13 protein-coding genes and 2 tRNA genes are annotated in these 21,727 nt (G+C 31.9%); 2 read left to right on the forward strand and 13 right to left on the reverse strand.

Annotated elements, in window-relative coordinates; genetic code table 11:
* Position 1: 1 nt before the first annotated feature.
* The 11 genes from Q0881_RS11720 to Q0881_RS11770 form a co-directional block, all read right to left on the reverse strand.
* Complete coding sequence (locus Q0881_RS11720) at positions 2–1,144, reverse strand: aminotransferase class I/II-fold pyridoxal phosphate-dependent enzyme (protein WP_299160407.1); 1,143 nt, start codon at positions 1,142–1,144, stop codon at positions 2–4.
* Entirely contained in the window at positions 1,141–1,968 is an 828-nt protein-coding gene (locus tag Q0881_RS11725; RefSeq protein WP_299160409.1) for a prephenate dehydratase, read from the reverse strand. Before Q0881_RS11725 ends, Q0881_RS11720 begins: the two co-directional genes overlap by 4 nt.
* A 248-nt stretch (positions 1,969–2,216) precedes the next feature.
* On the reverse strand, positions 2,217–3,239 hold the full coding sequence (locus Q0881_RS11730; RefSeq protein WP_299160411.1) for a UDP-glucose--hexose-1-phosphate uridylyltransferase: 1,023 nt from the start codon (positions 3,237–3,239) through the stop codon (positions 2,217–2,219).
* 4 nt (positions 3,240–3,243) lie between these two features.
* Positions 3,244–3,684: a nuclear transport factor 2 family protein gene (locus tag Q0881_RS11735; RefSeq protein WP_299160414.1), complete on the reverse strand. Its 441-nt coding sequence runs from the start codon at positions 3,682–3,684 to the stop codon at positions 3,244–3,246.
* 8 nt (positions 3,685–3,692) lie between these two features.
* Positions 3,693–4,838 (reverse strand): galactokinase, encoded by a 1,146-nt coding sequence (galK, locus tag Q0881_RS11740; RefSeq protein ID WP_299160417.1) that lies wholly within the window; start codon positions 4,836–4,838, stop codon positions 3,693–3,695.
* Entirely contained in the window at positions 4,839–6,485 is a 1,647-nt protein-coding gene (locus tag Q0881_RS11745) for a solute:sodium symporter family transporter (RefSeq protein ID WP_299160420.1), read from the reverse strand.
* Positions 6,486–6,488: 3 nt separating this feature from the next.
* Entirely contained in the window at positions 6,489–9,632 is a 3,144-nt protein-coding gene (locus Q0881_RS11750) for a glycoside hydrolase family 2 TIM barrel-domain containing protein (RefSeq protein WP_299160423.1), read from the reverse strand.
* A 12-nt stretch (positions 9,633–9,644) separates the two neighbouring features.
* Positions 9,645–12,671, reverse strand: a complete 3,027-nt coding sequence (locus Q0881_RS11755; RefSeq protein WP_299160426.1) for an aminotransferase class III-fold pyridoxal phosphate-dependent enzyme — start codon at positions 12,669–12,671, stop codon at positions 9,645–9,647.
* A complete protein-coding gene (locus Q0881_RS11760; protein ID WP_299160429.1) occupies positions 12,671–14,683 on the reverse strand; it encodes a trehalase family glycosidase in 2,013 nt (670 codons plus the stop codon). Before Q0881_RS11760 ends, Q0881_RS11755 begins: the two co-directional genes overlap by 1 nt.
* Positions 14,676–15,569, reverse strand: a complete 894-nt coding sequence (locus Q0881_RS11765) for an aldose 1-epimerase (protein WP_299160432.1) — start codon at positions 15,567–15,569, stop codon at positions 14,676–14,678. The genes Q0881_RS11760 and Q0881_RS11765 overlap by 8 nt, the downstream gene beginning before the upstream one ends.
* 3 nt (positions 15,570–15,572) lie before the next feature.
* On the reverse strand, positions 15,573–16,571 hold the full coding sequence (locus Q0881_RS11770) for a GntR family transcriptional regulator (protein ID WP_299160435.1): 999 nt from the start codon (positions 16,569–16,571) through the stop codon (positions 15,573–15,575).
* A gap of 176 nt (positions 16,572–16,747) precedes the next feature.
* On the opposite strand from Q0881_RS11770, the gene Q0881_RS11775 reads away from it, so the two are divergent.
* Positions 16,748–19,876 (forward strand): TonB-dependent receptor, encoded by a 3,129-nt coding sequence (locus tag Q0881_RS11775; RefSeq protein WP_299160438.1) that lies wholly within the window; start codon positions 16,748–16,750, stop codon positions 19,874–19,876.
* A 15-nt stretch (positions 19,877–19,891) separates the two neighbouring features.
* Positions 19,892–21,430 carry a RagB/SusD family nutrient uptake outer membrane protein gene (locus tag Q0881_RS11780; protein WP_299160441.1) on the forward strand — a complete coding sequence of 513 codons (1,539 nt, stop codon included), beginning with the start codon at positions 19,892–19,894 and terminating at the stop codon, positions 21,428–21,430.
* 104 nt (positions 21,431–21,534) lie between these two features.
* Here Q0881_RS11780 and Q0881_RS11785 read toward each other — a convergent pair.
* Together Q0881_RS11785 and Q0881_RS11790 are read right to left on the reverse strand one after the other, a co-directional pair.
* Positions 21,535–21,608, reverse strand: a tRNA-Asp gene (locus Q0881_RS11785).
* 43 nt (positions 21,609–21,651) lie between these two features.
* A tRNA-Asp gene (locus Q0881_RS11790) sits at positions 21,652–21,725 on the reverse strand.
* Positions 21,726–21,727 lie beyond the last annotated feature (2 nt).

Raw genomic sequence — 21,727 nt, forward strand, 5'->3', positions numbered from 1 at the left:
TTTAAAATCTATTCAATGCGTTATTAATTACTTCTTTTGAAACACACAATGAGAAACGAATGTACCCTTCTCCTTGACTTCCAAAAACTGTTCCTGGTGTAATAAAAATATCTTTATCATATAAAATTTCATCTGTTATTTCTTCCGACGTTTTTCCTTTTGGAATCTTTGCCCAAACAAATAATCCAGTTGAATTTTTACTATAAGAACAATTTAATTTATCAGCTATTTTAAAAATCAAATTTCTTCTTTCTTGGTATTCTTTATTCTGATTTTTAAACCAATCATCAGAAAGATGTAATGCTTCAATTGCTCCCTTTTGAATTCCGTAGAACATTCCAGAATCCATATTACTCTTTACTTTTAATATTTGTTCAATAAAGTTAGCATTACCTAAAACCATTCCTACGCGCCAACCTGCCATGTTAAATGTTTTACTTAATGAGTTTAATTCTAAAGCAATGTCTTTTGCACCATCAACTTGTAGTATACTTAAAGGATTGTCGTTTAAAATAAAACTATATGGATTATCATTAACAATTAGTATCTCATGTTTTTTACCAAAGTCTACTAATTTTTCAAATGTTTCTTTTAGTGCATTTGTACCAGTTGGCATATGTGGATAATTTACCCACATTATTTTTACATTAGTTAAATCTAATTTTTCTAAAGCCTCAATATTAGGTTGCCAATTATTGTCTTCATCTAATTGATAAAAAACTGGTTCAGCTCCAACTAATTTTGTAACTGACGTATAAGTTGGGTAACCTGGATTTGGAATTAATACCTGATCTCCTTCATTTAAAAAAGCCATAGAAATATGCATGATTCCTTCCTTACTTCCCATTAAAGGTAGTATTTCATTAGTAGGGTTTGTTTTTACATGGAATTTCTGTTGATAAAACTCAGAAATAGCAGCTCTTAATTCAGGTAACCCTTGGTAACTTTGATATTTGTGAGCAATTGCATCGTTAAAACTTTGTTGAATTGCATTTATAACCTTGGTTGGTGGTTGTAAGTCAGGACTACCAATTCCCATATTGATAATTGGTTTTCCCGATGCAGCCAATTCTCTAACCTCTCTTAGTTTTTTAGAGAAATAGTATTCCTGTACAGTATTTAATCTGTTTGCTGCTTTAATCATTTTCTTCCATTTTTATAGGTCCCTAAAACTTTTAATTCAGAAGCCATAATTTCTATAATAGCTATTGCTTTTTGGTAATCTTTATAATCATTAAAAGTAACATCAACAAAAAATGAATACTTCCAAGGAGTCTCTATTACTGGTAAAGACTGAATTTTAGTTAAGTTCATTTTACAATCACTTAATACATTTAAAATAGCAGCTAAACTTCCTCTTTTATGATTTAGTTGAAATTTTAATGAAGCTTTATTTATTTGATCTATTCCATTGTTTGGCTTTTCAGTTTGAACAATAACAAAACGAGTTGAATTAGCTTTCATCGTTTGAATTTCATCTTCAATAACTTCTAAACCAAAAATTTCAGCAGCTAATTTTGGGGCAATAGCAGCTACACCTTCTAACTTATTTTTTGAAATTCTTTTAGCTACTTCTGCAGTATCTACATCTTCAACCAATTTTATATGTGGATGTTTTTTGAAGAATTCCTTACATTGTAATAAAGCCATTGGGTGTGAACATACTTCTTTAATATCTTCTATTTGTTGACCTGGTAAAGCCATTAGATGATGATGAATATTTAAATATTCTTCACCAGAGATGTGCAGATTGTTTGAGTCAATTAATGCGTAGTTTGGAATTATTGAACCAGCTATAGTATTTTCAATAGCCATAATTCCTTTGTCAGAAGATTTATCAACTAAACTATTTACTAATGTATCAAATGATAAGCACTCTTGTAATTTTACATTGTCTCCGTAAAAATCACGAGCTACTTTATGATGATTAGAACCTTCTGCTCCTTGTATGGCTATTTTTTTCTTCATTTTAAACATAAAAAAAAGCCTCGAAATTTCGAGACTTTATTAGATATTATTTTGTGTTAACAATATGGTACAAAGCCTCAACTCTTATTGAAAAAATAAAAGTAAAAATAGAAACCTTGCCAAATGTTTTGTAACATCGTTTGTTTTGTTTTTGTTGTAAGGGACAAATCTTGAAAATTAATTTTAGAAAACCAAATTTAATTGCTGTTTTTTTTAATAATCTATTTTTAGCCTTATTTGTACAGGGGTTAAAGGATTAGCTTCTTTAAGCTATTAGCGGCACTTTCTGCTGTAATATCTCTTTGTGGCATTCCAAACATTTCATAACCTACCATAAATTTTTTTACACTAGCACTACGAAGTAAAGGAGGATAAAAGCTCATGTGCCAATGCCAATGTTCGTTGTTTTTGTTATTACTTGGAGCTTGATGTATACCACTTGAGTAAGGAAATGAACAATTGAAAAGCTTATCGTATGCGCTGGTAATTTTAGAAATAGCTTCGGCAAAGTCTATGCGCTGCTCTGAGGTTAATTGGCTAATGTTTGCTTGTTGTTTTTTAGGGACTATCATTGTCTCATAGGGCCAAGTAGCCCAAAATGGAATTATAACTGCGAAATTTTTATTTTGAAATAAAACACGTTCGTTTTTATTTAGCTCTTGTTTTAGATAGTTTTCTAATAATGAACTTTTGTTGGTGTTGAAATACTGTTTTTGCTGAAGATCTTTTTTACTAATTTCATTAGGGATACTTGATTGCGCCCATATTTGACCATGAGGGTGTGGATTACTACAGCCCATAACAGCTCCTTTGTTTTCAAAAATTTGAACATACTTAATGAAGTCTAATTTGCTTAATTCTGAATATTCCTTTTGCCATAATGTAACAACTTTTTCAATAGCATCGTTGTTCATATCGGCTAATGTTTTTGAATGATTTGAGCTAAAGCAAATTACTTTACAAATTCCTTTTTCAGATTCTGCTTTTAACAAACCATCGTCGATAGAGAAATTTGGTGTTTCATTTTGTAAAGCAGCAAAATCATTGGTAAAAACAAAAGTATTTTTGTAATCTGGATTTTGTTCTCCGTTAGCACGTGTGTTTTCTGAACATAGATAGCAATTAGGGTCGTGTTTAGGTTGTTGATTTTTCACAACTTCTTCTTCTTGTCCTTGCCATGGACGTTTTGCTCTATGTGGAGAAACTAATACCCACTCACCAATTAAAATATTGTAGCGTTTATGCGAATAATTATCTAAATGTGAAGTCATATTTTTAACAAGAAGTATCTGCTATAATTTTCCACTCACCATTTATCTTTTTGAAAATAATCATAAATACTCCATTAGCATTACCAATTGGACGTGTTAAATGATATTCTCCCATAACAAAATAGGCATTGTTATTTATTTTGCTAATATCGTTTACCTTAAACTTTAAGTTGCCGCTGTGGTCTTTTGTTGGGTATCCTTTTTTGTAATTAGCCAATGTTTTATTCCAGCCATATGTTAAGCCACTACTGCCATAAAATTTTAAAGAATCGTTTTTCCAATACCCTTGCATGAATCCCTCTAAATCATGATTTGACCATGCTTTCTCTTGGGATTTCATGATAGCTAAAATTTCTTTTTTATCTGTAGCCTCTGGTGTTTTTTCGGTTTCTTTTTGACAAGAAATCCCTATAAATACAAAGGCAATTAAAATTAGTTTCCTCATTTTATATGTTATATTATTTGTGTTCCGTTAGATAAATTTACTTCATAAATAGCACAGTTCTGTTTAAACTCTTGTGCATATTCTTGTTGTATTTGTGTTAAGAAAGCTCCTTTTTTAGAAGTTTTTATAAGATTAATTGTACAGCCTCCAAATCCGCCCCCCATCATTCTAGCACCTATTACTGCAGGGTTTTTTTGTGCATTTATAACTAAAAAATCCAACTCTAAACAGCTCACATTGTATTGTTCTGAAAGTCCTTTATGAGATTCAAAAAGTAAGTTTCCAAAGTTTGATACATTATCAATTTCTAATGCTTTTACAGCTTGTAAAGTACGTTTGTTTTCTTGAATTACATATAGGGCTTGTTCGTACTCTTCTAAAGAGATTTTGTCTTTTATAGTGTTTAAATCGTGATCTTTAACATCTCTCAAACTAGGTTTATTTAATAATTTGGATATGTTTTCGCATACAGCACGCCTTTTATTGTATGCACTATCTGCTAAAGAATGTTTTACATTTGTATTGATTAAAATAAACTCATAACCTTCAAAAGCAGCAGAATGTATAGTTGCTTCAAGCGTTTTGCAATCTAAATGCATAGCTTTATTTTTTTGACCAAACATCGACGCATATTGATCCATGATTCCACATTTAACACCTACAAAATTATGCTCGGCTTTTTGGGAAATAAAAATCATTTCGTGTTTTGTTAATTGAAGTTGAAGTAATTCATTTAATCCAAAAACAACACTGTTTTCTAGTGCGGCAGAAGATGATAAACCTGCACCAAAAGGAATGTCTCCTGAGAATACTAGGTTGAAATTAGGAATTGTTTTTCCTTTTTTTTGAATTTCACTTACAACTCCTAAAATATAATTTTGCCATCCATTAGTTGTTAGAGGAGAAATAGAATTTGTAGTAAATTCATATTGCTCATTTTTGTCTAAAGCTACAAGGGTACTCTTATCTGTTTTCGACTGTTGAATTGCAGTATAGATACCTTTGTCTATTGCGGCTGGAAATACATAACCTTCATTATAATCGGTGTGTTCTCCAATTAAATTAATTCTTCCAGGAGAAAAGATTAATAAAGGTTCTATCTTAAAATAGTTTAAGAACTCTTGTTGTACTTGTTCTTTTACTGACTGATTCATTTATGCAAAATATATATATACTCCAATTACAATTAGACATATGATTAGCCCCATTTGTTTTACATATTTCCAAGGCTTTATGTCTACTTGTTCTGTGTATTTTTGAACAAAATCTTCTGTTCTTGGTTTTAGTTTACCTATGATTAACATGATTCCTACATTTAATAAAAATAGGATGGCCATAATGTCTAAAAAATGTGGGTATGCTTTGGCTTTTACTAAGGCTAGTTCAGCTGTGTCAACAATACCTGATGCTTTTGCTTTTTCTAATGCACTGTCTAGAAAATATGGTTGCAAAAAGAATTGACTTAGAATGTATAATAAACAACCTGATATTAAACCTATTTTGGCTGCTATAGCAGGAACTCTCTTAGTTAAGAAACCAACAACAATTATGGTTAAAATAGGAATACTATAAATACCATTTACTTCTTGTAGATATTTAAATAAACTCCCGGCGTTGGCTATTAAAGGTGCAATAAACATTGCTGTAAAAGCTAAAATTACACCAAATAATTTACCATATTTTACTACTGTTTTTTCGTTAGCATCTTTGTTAATGTGTTGTTTGTAAACATCAATTCCGAATAATGTTACTGCACTGTTTAAAACACTATTGAAGGAACTTAAAATAGCTCCAAACAATACTGCAGCGAAAAATCCAACCCAAGCTTTTGGTAATACTTTGTTAACTAACATAGGGTAGGCATCGTCTGGATTTTCTAAACTACCATTGAATAAATGAAAAGCGATTAAACCAGGTAATACTACTATTAAAGGACCTAATATTTTTATAAAAGAAGCTAATAACAATCCTTTTTGTCCTTCTTCTAAGTTTTTAGCAGCTAAAGCCCTCTGAATTATTTGTTGGTTAGTTCCCCAATAAAACAATTGAACTAACATCATTCCAGTAAAAATAGTATAAAAAGGAACTGGGTCTGTTGGTCCACCCATAGATTTAAATTTCTCTGGGTTTTCTGTAGTTAAAATAGAGATTCCATCAAAAAAGCTACCATCTCCAATCATTATTAATCCGAAAACAGGAATTAATAACCCTCCTATAAGTAAACCAATAGCATTAATAGTGTCTGAAACAACTACAGCTTTTAATCCTCCAAATACAGCATATATAGAACCAATAATTCCAATTCCCCAAACGCAAATCCAAATAGATTGGGTGTGTGAAACGTTTAGTAGCTCTGGAATATTAAACATACCACTAATAGCTAATGAACCTGAATATAAAATTACAGGTAGTAAGACTACAACATACCCAGTTAAGAATAGGATAGAAGTCCATGTTTTTGTAGCTACGTCAAAACGTTCTGATAAAAATTGAGGAATTGTTGTTAAACCTCCTTTTAGATATTTAGGAAGTAAAAATATAGCTGTAACTATCATGGCGATTGCAGCTAAAGTTTCCCAAACCATTACAGATAACCCACTTTCATAAGCCGATCCATTTAGCCCTACAATTTGCTCAGTAGATAAATTAGTAAGCAATAATGATCCTGCTATAACGCCCGCCGTTAGACTTCTTCCTCCAAGGAAATATCCATCGGAGGTATTTTCATTAGTTTTTCTTGTTTTGAGATAAGAGATAACTGCAACAAGAACTGTAAATCCTAGAAATGTGATAAACTGCATATGTTATTTTTTTAGAGGTTGAATTGTAAAAGTATACGTATGATTTTTAGTTGCAGGAATAGTATATTCTGGATGAACTAAACGTCCCCAAGAAGTATCTCCACCAACTCCCATTTGTAAATAATCAATATTCCATTGTACGGTATTTCCTATTTTAATATCTGCTCCATGTTTTTTTGTTACTGGTACTAATCCTGAAGCTGACTTTCCTGCTTCTTCACTGCTAAAATCTAATTCAGACATTGAAAAAGGCCATGCACTAGAATTTAATAAATGATTGCTTTCTAAACGAAGAGTTAGTTTATCAGAAGCTAATTTTGCCCATCGAACATCTGATTTGTTCCCTGTTTCTTGTGGACGGGAATAACGTTCAAATTGTGTGTTGATTTTACCTGAGTAAATTCCTGTTTTTTGTCCAGTTTTACGATCCCAATAACTTTCTTCAGGGCCTTTACCATACCAAGAAATATCAGTGAAGTTGTTAGGTAGCGTTAAATACATACCTAACCGAGGAATATTTGGTAGTTCTTTTTTAGTAGGTTTAAATAAAAAACTGACTGTTAGTTGTCCTTCAGGAGATAAGGTGTATTTAACTTGTACTAAGATATCATTTTTTGGTGTTGAATATGCTACTTTAAAAACAACATTGTTATTAATAGTTTTAGGAGCTTCTATTAAATTAGATGTGTATTTATAACTAGCATTTTGCCAGATCTTTGCCCATTTATCCATTCCATTTCCTAAATCATTATCTGTTGGTGGTCGCCAAAAGTTAGGTTTTATAGGGTGATTCGTAATTAGAATGTTATCAAAATACCAAGAAACAATTTCCCCTGTTTTAGCATTGAGTTTTAAATTGAATTTATTGTTTTTAATTTCAATAATATCTTTATTGATAATCTCAATAGGAGTAGCTTCAGGTTTATTTGTTTCTATAAATTCTAAAAGAGGTGTTTGTTCTTCTGATGCTTCTTGAATAATAAATTCATCCCAAGCTATTTCATGATTTTTAGAAAGTAAGCTTTTACTTTTTTTTTGATGTAAACTTACGTGAAGAATGTATTCTGATTTTGAATGAAACTTAGGGAAGTTTTTTCTGTCTATTTTTAAAGTGATACTTTCTTGAGGTTGAACATTAATATCGGTTAATTCTTTTCTATGAATAATCTTTCCATTTTCTAATAATTCAAAAGAAATTGTTTTATCTGAAAAATCAACAAAGAAATTTTTATTAGTAAGTTTTATTTCTTCATTACTTAAATACTCAAAATGTGCAGGTTCGTACACTTTTTTTACTTCTGATAAATGTGGATGTGGATTACGATAAGGGTCTACTAAACCATTGTTTAAAAAGTTGCCGTCAGTAGGTAAGTCTGGATGGTAATCATGTCCGTAGGCTAGGTAAGGCTGTCCGTTTTTATCTTTATATTCTAAACTTTGATCTACCCAATCCCAAATATATCCACCTTGTAGATTTGGATATTTTTCAATAATATCCCAATAGTCTTGTAAGTTCCCTACAGAGTTTCCCATAGCATGACAGTATTCAATCATTACTGATGGTTTTTTGGAATTTGATTTTCCATGATTGATTAAATATTCTGGTTTTGGATACATTGGGCAATAAATATCGGTATAATCTTCTTTACCTGCTGGTTCGTACTGTACAATTCTATTATCGTCTTGTTCTTTTAACCATTTATAAGTTGTTTTAAAAATTTCACCTTCTCCTGCTTCATTACCTAAAGACCAAGAATATATTGAAGGGTGATTTCTATCTCTATAATACATGCGTTTTGTGCGTGACATATGTGCAGGTAACCAACTCATCTCATTTCCTATTTGAGTTTTTTTGTCAATCGATAAAGGGTGACTTTCGATATTTGCTTCATCTATTACGTATAGTCCATATTTGTCGCATAAGTCTAGCCAGTACGGATCGTTAGGGTAGTGGGATGAACGTACTGCGTTTATATTGTTTTGTTTCATAAGTGTAATATCTTTTAACATAGACGCTTTCGATATTACATGTCCAGTAAAAGGATCAGTTTCATGTCTGTCTACTCCTTTAAAATAAACTGGTTTTCCATTAATAAGAATTTGCGCGTTTTTAATTTCTACACGTTTAAAGCCAATACGTTTATTGATAAATTGATCGTAATTTAAGGATATTCTTAAATCATATAAATTAGGTGTTTCAGCTGACCAAGGTTTTATGTTAGTTATAATTTTTTTTGTATTAACTTTAATTGTAGAATTTGCAGGTGTTTTAACTTCTTTACTTGAATATATAATAGCGTTATTTTTGTCAAGTAGTTGGACTACTAAATTTTGATTAGCTAAAGTATTTGTGTTATTGGTGATGGAAACGGTTCCATCAAAAACTCCATGCTTATAAGAATCATCCAAAGTGGTTTTGATATGGTAGTCTGAAATAAATACTTTAGGTTGAGAATATAAGTATACATCTCTTTCAATACCACTCATTCTCAACATATCTTGGCTTTCTAAATAACTAGCATCACTCCATCTAAACATTTGCAGTGCTATAGTATTTTTACCTTCTTTTAAATAAGAGGTTATATTAAACTCAGCAGGAGTTTTGCTTCCTTGTGAATAGCCTACATATTTTCCATTTATATACACGTACATTGCTGACTTGGCTCCCGCAAAATGAAGGATAATATCTTCCTTTAAAAAGTTCTTGTCTAATGTTATCGTTTTTCGGTATGTTCCAACAGGGTTGTAATCCTTTGGAACTTCTGGCCATTTTGTAGTGAAAGGGTAACGTTCGTCTAGATATATTGGGTTTCCGTAACCTTCAACTTCCCAGTTTGCTGGAACTTTGATGGTGTTCCATTGATTGTCATTAAAATTGATATTGTGGAAGGTGGTAGGTCTTTCTTGAGGATTTTTTGTCCAATGAAATTTCCAATTTCCATTTAAATTAAAAAACCGCGTAGAGTTTTCTTTTTCTAAAATATGATCCGACTCAAAAGCAAAAAACGATGCTCGAGGAGCTAGTTTGTTTTCTTCGAAGATTTGATGATTAAAATGATTTTTTTGCTCAGAAACTTCTTTAAGAGACTCATTTTTGCAGCCCCATTGAATAGCAATTAATAGTATAATTAAATATTTTTTAGTCATGATAGCAGGTTGTTAAAGTTGCATGAAGTCTTCTTTAAAAATCAATTGTAAATAATGGATTAGTTCTTTAGCGTTTTCTTTAGTAAATACAATTGGAGGTTTTATTTTTAATACATTATGATCTGGACCATCTGTACTCATTAAAATACCATGCTCTTTCATACGGTTGGCTAAGTAATCGGTTTGTTTTGCTAGAGGATTTAGTTCAGTGTCTGTTAATTCAATCCCTAAGAATAAACCCTGTCCACGCACATCTCCAATGATAGGAAATTCTATAGCTAGTTTTTTTAATTCCTCTTTTAGGTAGTTACCTACATTTAAAGAGTTTTCTTGTAGCTTTTCTCTTTTTACAGTTCTAAGTACTTCCGTTCCTATGGCGCAAGAAACTGGGTTACCACCAAAAGTGTTGAAATACTCCATGCCATTGGCAAATTTATTTGCAACTTCTTGTGTACAAACAACAGCTGCTAGTGGGTGTCCGTTCCCTAGAGGTTTACCTATAGTTACAATATCTGGAATTACATTATGAAGTTGAAAACCCCAAAAGGTTTTACCTAACCGTCCACATCCTACTTGAACTTCATCTGAAATACACAAGCCTCCTGTATTTCTAATATTGCTGTATGCTTTTTTTAAGAATCCGTCTGGTAGTTCTATTTGTCCTCCGCAAGAAATAATAGGTTCTATTATAAAAGCTCCTACTTTATGTCCTTTTTCGTGAACAATATCTATTTGTTTCTGTACTTCTTCGGCATATTTGTCTCCTGTGTTTTTTCCTCTATATTTTCCTCTGAAAGCATCGGGAAGAGGGAATATATGAGTGTCCTCTGGAGCACCTTCGCCTCCTTTTCCATCAAACTTGTATGAGGATATATCAATGCACATGTTAGTATTTCCGTGGTATCCAATTTCACTAGCAATAATATCCTTTGAACCTGTAGCAGCTTTAACCATTCGTATGGCTAATTCATTTGCTTCACTTCCAGAATTTACAAAATGTAAAACATTCAATTCTGGTGGTAAAGTGTCAATAAGTTCTTGGGCTAATTCGTTTATGTTTTCATGTAGATACCTAGAATTAGTATTTATAAGTGCCATTTGATTTTGTCCTGCTTTAACAACATTATAATGTTCATGTCCTACATGAGCTACGTTGTTAACAGTATCTAAGTATTTACGGCCATATTGATCCATTAAATATTGTCCTGCACCTCGAACCATTTTTATTGGAGTATTATACTGTAAGCTTAATCCTTTACCTAAGTGTTGTTTTCTGTATGAAATTAAAGTTTCATTATCAACTGTTGTTATTTTTTCTAAGGTTTCTGATTTAAATAATAAATTAGGGTTTGGACAAATACTTTTCCAAGTTTCTATTTGGCTGAAGTATGCTACGCCTGGAAAATCATTCTTATAGTCAAATAATGATAACATTACTTGAAAGTGTAGATGAGGAGCCCAGTTTCCGTTTTCAGGATGGTCTCCTAATTCTGCTATTTTTTCTCCTTTTTTTATAATATCACCTAAATTATGTTTTGTAGCACTGTTTACAGTTAAATGACCATATAATGTATAGAATTCTAATTCATTAATTAGATGCTTTAAAACAATTAAACCTCCATATTCTTTGTCTCCAGAATTATTTGTGGCTATTATAACTTCACCGTCTAAAATAGCGTGAACAGCTGTGTTTGCTGGTAGCCAGTAATCTATTCCTAAATGAATTGTTCTACTTTCTCTACCATAATTTCCAATGGTATCGTATTCAGTTGAGGTGTAAATAGGTCGAGGTTCTAAATAACCGCCGGCAATTATTTTATTTGGTATTGTTTTTTGAAGTTGATATAATTTGAATTGAAATAATTCTAAGTTGTTGAAATCTTGTTGATGCCCAATCCATTTGCTTGATACGCTTAAATCTAGTGGGTGTACAATAGTTTTATTTATCGTAGGAAATAAATCCGATAAGTTGAATGTGTTTTGAGTAGCCCAGTTTTCAAATTGATTTTGTTGTGGATGTGCTGTGTAGCCACAACTATTTCTAAAAGTATATTCTGCAAAATCTGGATGGATGTTTTTCCAATTTTTAAGTAATTCCCATGCAGGTTTTTCGCTAATTAATAAATATTCGTTGCCAGGTTCTTTTTGTTTATTGATAGCTGATTTTGTTACGGATATAACCAATCGCATAGCAATAGCGATGTATAGATGTGCAAGTTCATCCTCCTGTAACTGAAAAGAAGAATGATAACCTTTTACAATAGCTATAGCTGCTGTCAAAGGATCGTTATGATGCATAATGCAGTAAGCACAACTAATGGCTAAATCGTTTATAATTTGCGTATGAACGGAATCTCCGTAATCTATTGCAGCTTTTACAGTAGGGGTTAATAAATTGTTAGAAACAATAACGTTGTTGTCGTTTGCATCGTTATGAACTACTGCTTTTCTAAGCTTCGTGTAAGTAGGCTGAGCAGTTTCAAATTGTTGCTGAAACGTAATAAGTATTTTTTTTTCTTCTTTAGAAAATAATTCTAAATGTTCTCTTGTCCATAATGATTGAGCAATATCCCATTCAAATTTTCTATGAGCTTCTGGATGCTCAAATCCTTGTAGCGCTTGTGTTAATAAGCCACATTGTTTTCCTAAACTGAATCTTAATTCGTCTAATTGAGGATTTACACTGCTCCATACTCTTCCAGAAATCCATGTAAGTAAGCGTACTTTTCTTGTTTTACTAAAATTGTCGGTAATTTCAGAAATAGTGTTTCCGTTTCTATCTTCTATTACTTTTGGTGTAACTAAATTTGTTGTATTGTTATCTACATGTTGTAGTAACTTCTGTTGAAAATCTAAATAGTTTACATCTTCTTCAGGGCGAGATATTTTTAATACATAGTCTTCATTATTTTCTGCTTTTATTCTAAAATTAAAGTCTACTTCCCCTGGTAGTGAACTTGCTGTGCCTTTTATGTTAAATAGCTTTAAAAGAATTTCTTCAGCTTGCTGAGTCGATATTTTTATTTGATTATAGTCCATTAGTCTTTTTGTAATAGCATAATAATATGTGCAGCACTCCAGCTAAAGTTTTTAGCATGTAAGCCTTTTCCTGTTAAAGGATGGTAGTTTTCTCTGATTGATTTACCGTCTTCTAATAATCCATCAGCTCCTTTTAAAATTTGAATAGTAGCTTTGTCAGCTTCGGCATGAAAACCGTAATTACGTAAGCTTTTTACTCCAAAGTAGGATTGATCTAGCCAGTTTGGTCCTCTCCAGTACCCTTTTAATGGATCAAATTTAGGATGATCTGCACTCATGGTTTGAAAAGGAACTTTAGTGTAAAACTTAGCAGTGTTCATCATCTTGTTTTTCACTGCTTCTGCTTGTTCTTGTGTAGCTGCATTTGCCCATAGGGCAGTCCAGCCTTCACTTCCTTCACCTTTTATAAAAGTTGTTCCATTTAAATTAGTGTCGTAAAACCAACCATCATTTTTGTCGTAAAATTGTTTTTGAATTTTACTTTTTAACTTCTTGGCTTCTGCAATAAATTGTTTGCTTTCTTCAATAAGTTTGAGATCAGTTGCTAGCTTACTTAAATATATTTTTTCAGCATAAAGATATGCGTTTAAGTCAACGCTTTCTTGATCTAAGGAGTAGGCGCCATCTTCGTTTTTTAAAATTTTAGAATTGTCAAATCGTATAGCGTTGTCCATGCCGCTTTCCCACTTTGCAGCAATTAAAGTTCCATCAGTAGAACCATATTCACAAAGCCCGTCTCTGTCATGATCTCTTTTGTTGTACCACCATTGATGATATTTTTTTAGCTTAGGATAAAATTCTTTAACGAATTCAATATCCTTATCCTTGTTGTAGATTTTAGAAACAGCCCATGCTGAAAGAGGAGGTTTGGTATCACGATAATTATGTTTTTCTATTAGAGTGTCTCTAAAAACGCAATCAACAATAAAACCATCATCTTTTTGAAAATGAAACATTAATCTTATTTGTTCTTTGGCAAGTTTTGTGTCGTAGTAAGATAACCCAACAGCATGTTTCCAAGAATCCCAAGACCAAAAACCATTAAACCATTTATAGTGATAACTAGGGAATAAACCTTCGTGTTTAATTTCTCCAGCTGGTATGCGCCAATTGTTTTGTAAAGTTAAATGTGCTTTAATTAATGCTTTGTTGTAAATGCTATCTTGAAATTGTTTTTTACTATTTTTTATTAATGAAGCTAATTGTGTCTCTTTTTCTCTTTTTTTATTTTTCAAGACTTCTTCAAAACTAACGTTTTTGATGTTTTCTTTTTCTTTATCCCATGAATACTCTGGGAATATGAAAGATTGAGAAATTACAAACGATTTTTTTTCGTTAGGTTTTAAACTCAATTTATTGTGTGCTTGATAATGTAGGCTGTCTGCTAATTTTATTTCAACGTCTTTTGGAAATATTAGGTGTCCTTTTGCTAAAGAATTGGTTGAATTTATTTTTAACTCATTCTTTTCAAGTTCAAAAGAAATTCCATCAGCAAATATTGGAGAATGTCCCCAATTCAAGGATAATTTTTTCTCTTTGTTTGAATTGTTTTTTATGCTTGTTTCGATTAAAACTGTGTGTCCACTTTTAAAAACAAGCTTTTGAATAACTTCTAATTCCTTAGTGTTAAAAGTTTGTTCTAGATGACTTGTGTAAGCATTAGAACTTGTGTTTTTTATACCCTCAGGATAATTGTCATTTTCAATAATGCTTAAATTAGTGAATGAAGTTGTAAGCCATACTCCGTTTTGTTGAGTCATTAAAAAAGGACCGCTAAAGCCTATAGATTCTCCTGTGTTTTCATGAAAACTGTAAGCAAACCACGCTCCTTGATCGGAAAACATTAATCCGTCTTTGGCGAATTTTTGCTGAGGACTTATCTTGTAATCAAGAATGTTAGCATACATGTTAGTATGCTTGTAAGTTTTTGAGGAGTCTGTTTTTTGTTTTGTGTTACAGCTAAGTAAAGCAAGTATAAAAATAAGCGCTATTATGTGTTTTAATTTATTCATCTTCTAATTGTATTGTCCATTGAATATTAAACTCTTCTTTAGGTTGTAAGGTTTTTAAGCCTAGGTTGTTGTTGAAGCTGTTTGAAGGGCCTGTAAGGGGCTCTATAGCTATATGATTTCTTAATTCAGGGGTGTAAATCTGTATGTAGTTTTTACTAAGTGATGAATTCATCTTTAGTAAATAATTAGGGGTTTTGAATCTAATAAAGTTGTTATTTAATAGATAGCAATTGTCCAGTTTATTTGTTCCTATTCTAAATTCGAAAGGAGTTTTATTGTTCTCAGTCTTTATAGGAATCATTTCTTTGTCGTGAATAATTTCTTTATCAGAATTTATCTCTAAGAAACTATTCTCTATATCTTCAGAATAAAAATAAGGATGCCACCCAACTGTAAAAGGAAATGAAGAGTTGTCTATGTTATTTATAGATACTTTTAAATCTAGTTGATTGTTAAATAGAGTATATGTTATTGCGATAGAGAACAGAAAAGGAAACCCATTTTGTTTTGTTTGTTGATCGTAACTTATGGTAATAGAAATACTATTTTCATCTTTCTTTCTTGAAATGAGTTTAAATGGTTTGTTGTATATTAAACCATGTATAGCGTTTGTGCTACAAGAAGAGTTTTTTTCTAGTTTATATTTTTGATTTCGATATTCATATTCACCATTTAAAATTCGATTAGCAAAAGGGAATAAAATAGCAGATGCATATGATTCTTTATAAGGTAAAGTGTCAGAGAAATCTTTAATAATTACCGAATCATTTAATATTAATTGAGTTAAACTTCCACCGTTGGTTAGTGAGATTTCTGCTTTAGATTTATCTTTTTGCAAAATTATACTTGAACCTTGCTCTATGATGTTTTGTTTATTTGTTTGCAATTTTTATAAAGAATTTCTAATTATTAATTTGTTTTCGTTCTCTATTTGTTCTTCTTCGTTATTAGTAATCATTTGAGCAAGTCTTTTTCCCATAGCTTTAAAATCAGTAGAAATAGTTGTTATGCCATCTTCTACTATTTCCTTTAATAACGTGTCGTTATATGAGATAATACCAATGTCTGAAGAAATTTTATAATTTGTTTCTTTAACTTTTTTAATAATTCTAATCAAGTTTCTGTCATCTGGTATAATAAAAACATCTCCTTTTTCAATTTGAAAATTATCTAATGATTTGATAACAGTATTTTTAAACCTGTTCATTGTGCAAAATTTTTTAAAACCTTTTAGTAGTCCATTAGGCTGTTTGTCTTCTTCAAAAAGAAAAACTAAATGGTCGTATTTTTTTAAAAGTTTAAGTCCTTCTAGTAAACCATTAAAAATATCTTTTTCGAAGTTTTGATATATAGCTGGGTAGTGAGATAATTCTGTGTTTGTTTGGTCTAAAATGTATACTTTTTTTTGAGGTATTTTATTTAATATTAATTCTGTTTTATTAAGCTTAGCAGGCATAATTATGTAGTAATTATACTTACCTAAGTTATCGTATATTAATTTTTTAAATACATCATAATTGAAATGATGAAAGAAAATGTCTACTTCTATTGTTTTGTTTAAATTTTTCAAAAAAGAATTGTATAAGTCTTCTTTAAAGGCATTAAGTTCGTCAAATAATAAAAAAACCTTTTGAGTTATATATACACTTTCACTATTTACATAATATCCTTTTCCAGGAATAGATTCAATTATCCCTCTAACTTTTAGGTCGTTATATGCATATAGAATAGTATCTCTGGATAGTTTGTATTTACTTCGAATGCTGTTAATTGAAGGTAGTTTATCACCTAGTTTTATTTGCTTTAAAGCAATGGCGTTTTCTATAGAAATAACAATCTGTTTGTACTTCGGTATGCCTATATTTTCTTCTATCTGAATTATACTCATAAAACAAATATATAATTTTTTAAACAAAAACAAACTGGTAGGTACTGGTTTGTTTTTTTTATAACTAGTTTTAGCTTAGCTGTATACCTAAGGCTTTTTTAATTACTTATAATGTTTATGTATTAGTGGAAGCAAGCGGGGTGTGTATAAAAATAAAAACTAATATTTTCTTACTTATGAAACAAAAGGAATTAAGATTACAGCAAAAATTATTAAAAAAAGTCTTTTCGACCCTACTAGTTTGCTTTTTACTGATTTTCTCTAAAAACGTGTTCTCTCAGGAGAAAGAAATTACTGGAAAGGTTACGGATAAGAATGGTATAGGATTACCGGGAGCAACAGTAACTGTAAAAGGAGAATTAAGAGGAGTAGAAACAGATTTTAATGGAGATTATAGAATAAAAGCAAGCCCAGCAACAGTACTAGTGTATAGTTTTGTTGGGTATTCGTCGAAAGAGCTATTGGTTGGGGCTAAAACAACTATGAATGTAAGTTTAGAGGAAGATAATACTTTAGATGAAGTTGTGGTAATTGGTTATGGGTCGCAAAAAAAGAGTGATGTAACTGGTGCGGTAGGTCAGGTAAAAGCCAAAGAGTTAACAAAAGTGGTAACTACAAATCCTACGGATGCATTGCAGGGTAGGGTAGCTGGTGTAACGGTAACATCGTCTTCTGGTACGCCAGGTGGTGTAGCGGATATCTTAATAAGAGGTGTTGGGAGTTTTGGAAGTAATAGACCGTTGTTTATTGTTGACGGAGTTCAAGCAGATCCTTATTTTATTGATGCAAATAATATAGAATCTATAGAGGTTTTAAAAGATGCGGCTTCGGCTTCAATTTATGGAACAAGGGCAGCAAACGGAGTCGTTATAATATCTACTAAAAAAGGAAAAAAAGGAAAAATAACAGTTGATATTGAGCAGTCTTTGAGCTTTAATACACAGAGAAAGGAATTGAAGTTGTTAGATGCTAATGGTTATGTGCAGGTGCATAAGCAGATGTATGAAAATGCAGGAGTTGCTTTGCCTAGTTATGTAACGAATCCTCCAAATGCTAATACAGATTGGCTTGGTGCTACCCATAGAGATGGTGAGTTGAAATTGTTAAATGCTAGAGTAAGTGGAGCTTCAGATAAATTGAATTTTACTCTAGGTGGGAATTTTGCAGATGAAAAAGGGGTTTTAATAGGTTCTGAATTTACGAAAAGGGGTGTTTTTGCAAATGCAACTTTCACAGATGAAAAATTACAGGTAACTGGAGCAATGAATTATTCAGAAACTTATAGGGAGAATTATAAGTTTTCGTTGAGAGAAACATATCAAATTTCTCCTTTAATTCCAATATTAGATGCTACGAAACCTTCAGGTTATGGTTATAGAAATGGAGATTTACCAGATCATAGAAATCCAGTAGGAGAAGATTTTTTTAGAGAGGGATATACAAAGTTGAAATATTTTATAGGAAATGTAGGAGTTAAATATGAGTTGTTAAAAGGATTGAAATTAGGAGCTAATTATTCAATATCAAACTTATCTAATTTCTCGTATGCTTTTCATAAGCCTTTTAGGATTAGGGATGTTGATGATAATGAGCAAAATCAATACTTCTTTTTGTCGGAATATAACAGCGATTTTAGAAGGATAAATCAAGAATATACGATAAACTACAAAACAGAAATAGGGAAACATGCAGTAGAACTTTTAGGAGGGTATCAAAGAATATTAGAGCCGTTTTCTGAAACGTATGTTCAGGCAGAAGGATGGAAAATTTCAGATCAAGACATCGATGGTAATGGTGATTTAGATGATAAGGAACCGATAACATTATTGGATGAAAATTTTAAAACATTAAATGCTTTTAGAGCAGCAGAGGCGACTTTTTCTGGAAGTGGAACAAATTCTGAATATACTTTGGCTTCATTGTTTGGAAGGCTTAATTATGCTTATGATAGTAGGTATTTATTGCAAGCAAGTATAAGAAGAGATGGGAGTTCTAAATTTGGTAAGAATAATAAGTATGGTGTTTTTCCGTCATTTGCTCTAGGTTGGAAAGTTACTGAAGAAGATTTTATGAAAGATCAAAATATTTTTGATTTCTTAAAATTAAGATTTAGTTGGGGTGAAGCAGGTAGTGATAATGCTTTGAGTAATTATGATTTTGTAGCACTAATTTCTCAAGGTACAAATTCTTCAAATGGAGGATATGTATTTGGGAGTCCACAAGCTTCATATTCAGGAGGTATTGCTAGAGATTTGGAAAATCCAGATTTACAATGGGAAACAAATATTTCTTCTAATATAGGGGTAGATTATTCAGTTTTAGATAAGAAGTTGAAAGGGTCTGTAAATTACTACAATACCAAAACGAAAGATTTATTAATAGTTAAAGAGGTGCCACTTTCTAGTGGGGTGCGTAACCCGGTGATTAATGTTGGAGGGTTTGAAAATAGTGGTGTTGAGTTTGAATTAGGATATGATGAGAATTTTAATGATGTGAAATTTTCAGCGTTTGCAACTTTTTCAACATTAAATAGTGAGGTAACAAAGTTGGCAAGGTCAGGTCAAATTTTAAGAGGAACTGGTTTGCTGTTTGGGTCAGATCATTTTGTAAATCAAACAAAAGTTGGTTACGAGCCAGGAGCTTATTTTTTGCCAGTAGCTAATGGGATTTTTCAAACGCAAGCAGAAATAGATACTCATGATCCAAATCATACATTACAACCAGATGCAAAGCCAGGAGATATCCGTTTTGTTGATCAAAATGGGGATGGAGTTATAAATAATGAAGATGAAGTGTATTTGGGTAGTGCATTGCCAAAATATGAATACAGTTTAAACCTGTCTGCGGATTATAAAGGAATTGATTTTAATGTTTTCTTTCAAGGAGTTGGAGGGAATAAAATATATAACGGAAATAGATTTCAAACGATTGGGGTTGATACAGGAAGAAATTTTGAAGCATCTACGTTAAATGCATGGACGCCAAGTAATACAAATACAGATATACCAAGAGCTGTTTTAGGAGATCCGAATAGAAACAACAGAGCGTCTAGTCGTTTTTTAGAAGATGGAAGTTATTTGCGTATTAAAACAATTCAAGTGGGGTATTCACTGCCTAAAAGTATTTTAGAGAAAGTGAACATAAGCAAGTTTAGATTTTTTATTACTGGCCAAAACTTATTCACATTTACAAATTATAGTGGTTTAGATCCAGAAGTAGGAGGCTCAATTCTTTCAAGAGGAGTTGATAGAACTTTGTATCCAAAATACAAATCGGTGATTTTAGGAACGCAAATTCAATTTTAATTAAATAATCAGAAGATGAAAAAAATAATAACAACAGCATTACTCGCAGTAGTAGTTTTTATATCATGTAATGATGATGAATTTTTAGATCAGAAATCACCTGATCAATTAACATCTGATTCTTTTTGGAGAAATACAGATGATGCTTTGTCTGGTTTAACAGCAGTTTATGCTGAATTGGAATCGAGAAGTAATTTTTGGGATGGATGGCAAGAAGGAAGACCAATAATAGAATACTATAGATCTGATTATGCTTTACCGGGACCAGATGCGGTAAATTATGCACACTGGAGAGAGATATTCAATTTTAATTATACGAATGGACATACACATATAAATGTTCTTTGGAGAACAAATTATAAAGGGTTGAATTTTGCAAATCAAGTGATAACTAAAGTTGGGCAAATGACAGCAGATCAAATATCAGATGCGGATAAGAAGCAGATAATTGGAGAGGCTACTTTTTTAAGAGGTTATTATCATTTTAAATTGTTAACTCTGTTTGAACAAATTATTTTAAGGACAGAAATTATAACAGCTGAAACGTTGGATAAGCCATTGTCGACTAGATCAGAAGCTTGGGAAGTAATTATTGATGACTTTAAGCAGGCGGCAACTATGCTTAAGAATAAAGAAGCTACGGAAGTAGGAAGAGCGACAAAAGGTGCGGCATATGGGTATTTAGGTAAAGCGTATTTGTATAAAGCAGGAGATGATACATCTTCGGAAACTACAGATTTTCAAAATGCATTAGATGCTTTTAAACCTATTGTAGACGGGACAGTTGGAGGTTATGGTTTGGAATCGGATTATTTAAGTCTTTTTAATGGTGAAAATGAAAATAACCAAGAATCTGTTTTTGAATTACAATTTAAATCAGGAGATGCTACTTCATGGAATGCAACAAGATTACATGCATTTGTGGGTGATTGGTCTATTGGTGGCTGGGGTGGATTAGAGGCTACTAAAGGTTTGGAAACAGTAATGAAGTCTGAAGGTATGGTAGCTACTAATGGTTTGTATGATAATAGGTTGTATGGAACAATTTATTTTAGAGATCCTTTCTTTAATGATGGCGCTAATCCACAAATGCAAGGGTATACTTGGGATCAACTAATGAACTGGCAATACAGTAATTTAAATGCAGGTAAAGTATATTTTAGGAAGTGGTTGCCTAATTATGTATGGAATAATTCTTATGTGGGGGTTAATGTAGTTTTAATGCGATATGCAGATGTGATGTTAATGTATGCTGAAGCTTTAAATGAAACAGGAGCGACGGCTCAGGCAATTCCATTGATTAATAAAGTGAGAGAGATGCATGGGTTAATGCCAGCAATAACTGTAACGTCTAAAGATGATGTGAAGCAACAGATTATTCATGAAAGAACTATGGAGTTGACGTTAGAGTCTACAAGGTTTTTTGATTTGAGAAGATGGGGTATGTTGGAGCAGGCTATGCAGGCAGCTAATAGAACTGGATTTAGTTCTTCAGGGCATGGATATTTACCGGTACCGTTGTCTGAGATTAATAATAATAATGAAGTGAACTAATTTTGTAATTATTTCTTCATTGATTGAAGGGTGGCTGAGGTGTAAAAGCCTCAGCTATTTTTTTTGTAATAAAAAAGCTTCTCAATAATTTGAGAAGCTTTTTGCGGTCTGGACGGGACTCGAACCCGCGACCCCATGCGTGACAGGCATGTATTCTAACCAGCTGAACTACCAGACCGTTGCATATAGCAATATATTATTTTAACTTAGATAAACTTTAGCGGTCTGGACGGGACTCGAACCCGCGACCCCATGCGTGACAGGCATGTATTCTAACCAGCTGAACTACCAGACCGT

Origin of the sequence: uncultured Tenacibaculum sp. (assembly GCF_947494125.1) — a bacterium.
GTDB lineage: Bacteria > Bacteroidota > Bacteroidia > Flavobacteriales > Flavobacteriaceae > Polaribacter.

What these genes read in the sequence shown, in the direction of transcription:
- Q0881_RS11720 (WP_299160407.1), bottom strand. Translation starts at nt 1,144, where the DNA reads ATGATTAAAGCAGCAAACAGATTAAATACTGTACAGGAATACTATTTC.
- Q0881_RS11725 (WP_299160409.1), bottom strand. Translation starts at nt 1,968, where the DNA reads ATGAAGAAAAAAATAGCCATACAAGGAGCAGAAGGTTCTAATCATCAT.
- Q0881_RS11730 (WP_299160411.1), bottom strand. Translation starts at nt 3,239, where the DNA reads ATGACTTCACATTTAGATAATTATTCGCATAAACGCTACAATATTTTA.
- Q0881_RS11735 (WP_299160414.1), bottom strand. Translation starts at nt 3,684, where the DNA reads ATGAGGAAACTAATTTTAATTGCCTTTGTATTTATAGGGATTTCTTGT.
- galK (WP_299160417.1), bottom strand. Translation starts at nt 4,838, where the DNA reads ATGAATCAGTCAGTAAAAGAACAAGTACAACAAGAGTTCTTAAACTAT.
- Q0881_RS11745 (WP_299160420.1), bottom strand. Translation starts at nt 6,485, where the DNA reads ATGCAGTTTATCACATTTCTAGGATTTACAGTTCTTGTTGCAGTTATC.
- Q0881_RS11750 (WP_299160423.1), bottom strand. Translation starts at nt 9,632, where the DNA reads ATGACTAAAAAATATTTAATTATACTATTAATTGCTATTCAATGGGGC.
- Q0881_RS11755 (WP_299160426.1), bottom strand. Translation starts at nt 12,671, where the DNA reads ATGGACTATAATCAAATAAAAATATCGACTCAGCAAGCTGAAGAAATT.
- Q0881_RS11760 (WP_299160429.1), bottom strand. Translation starts at nt 14,683, where the DNA reads ATGAATAAATTAAAACACATAATAGCGCTTATTTTTATACTTGCTTTA.
- Q0881_RS11770 (WP_299160435.1), bottom strand. Translation starts at nt 16,571, where the DNA reads ATGAGTATAATTCAGATAGAAGAAAATATAGGCATACCGAAGTACAAA.
- Q0881_RS11775 (WP_299160438.1), top strand. Translation starts at nt 16,748, where the DNA reads ATGAAACAAAAGGAATTAAGATTACAGCAAAAATTATTAAAAAAAGTC.
- Q0881_RS11780 (WP_299160441.1), top strand. Translation starts at nt 19,892, where the DNA reads ATGAAAAAAATAATAACAACAGCATTACTCGCAGTAGTAGTTTTTATA.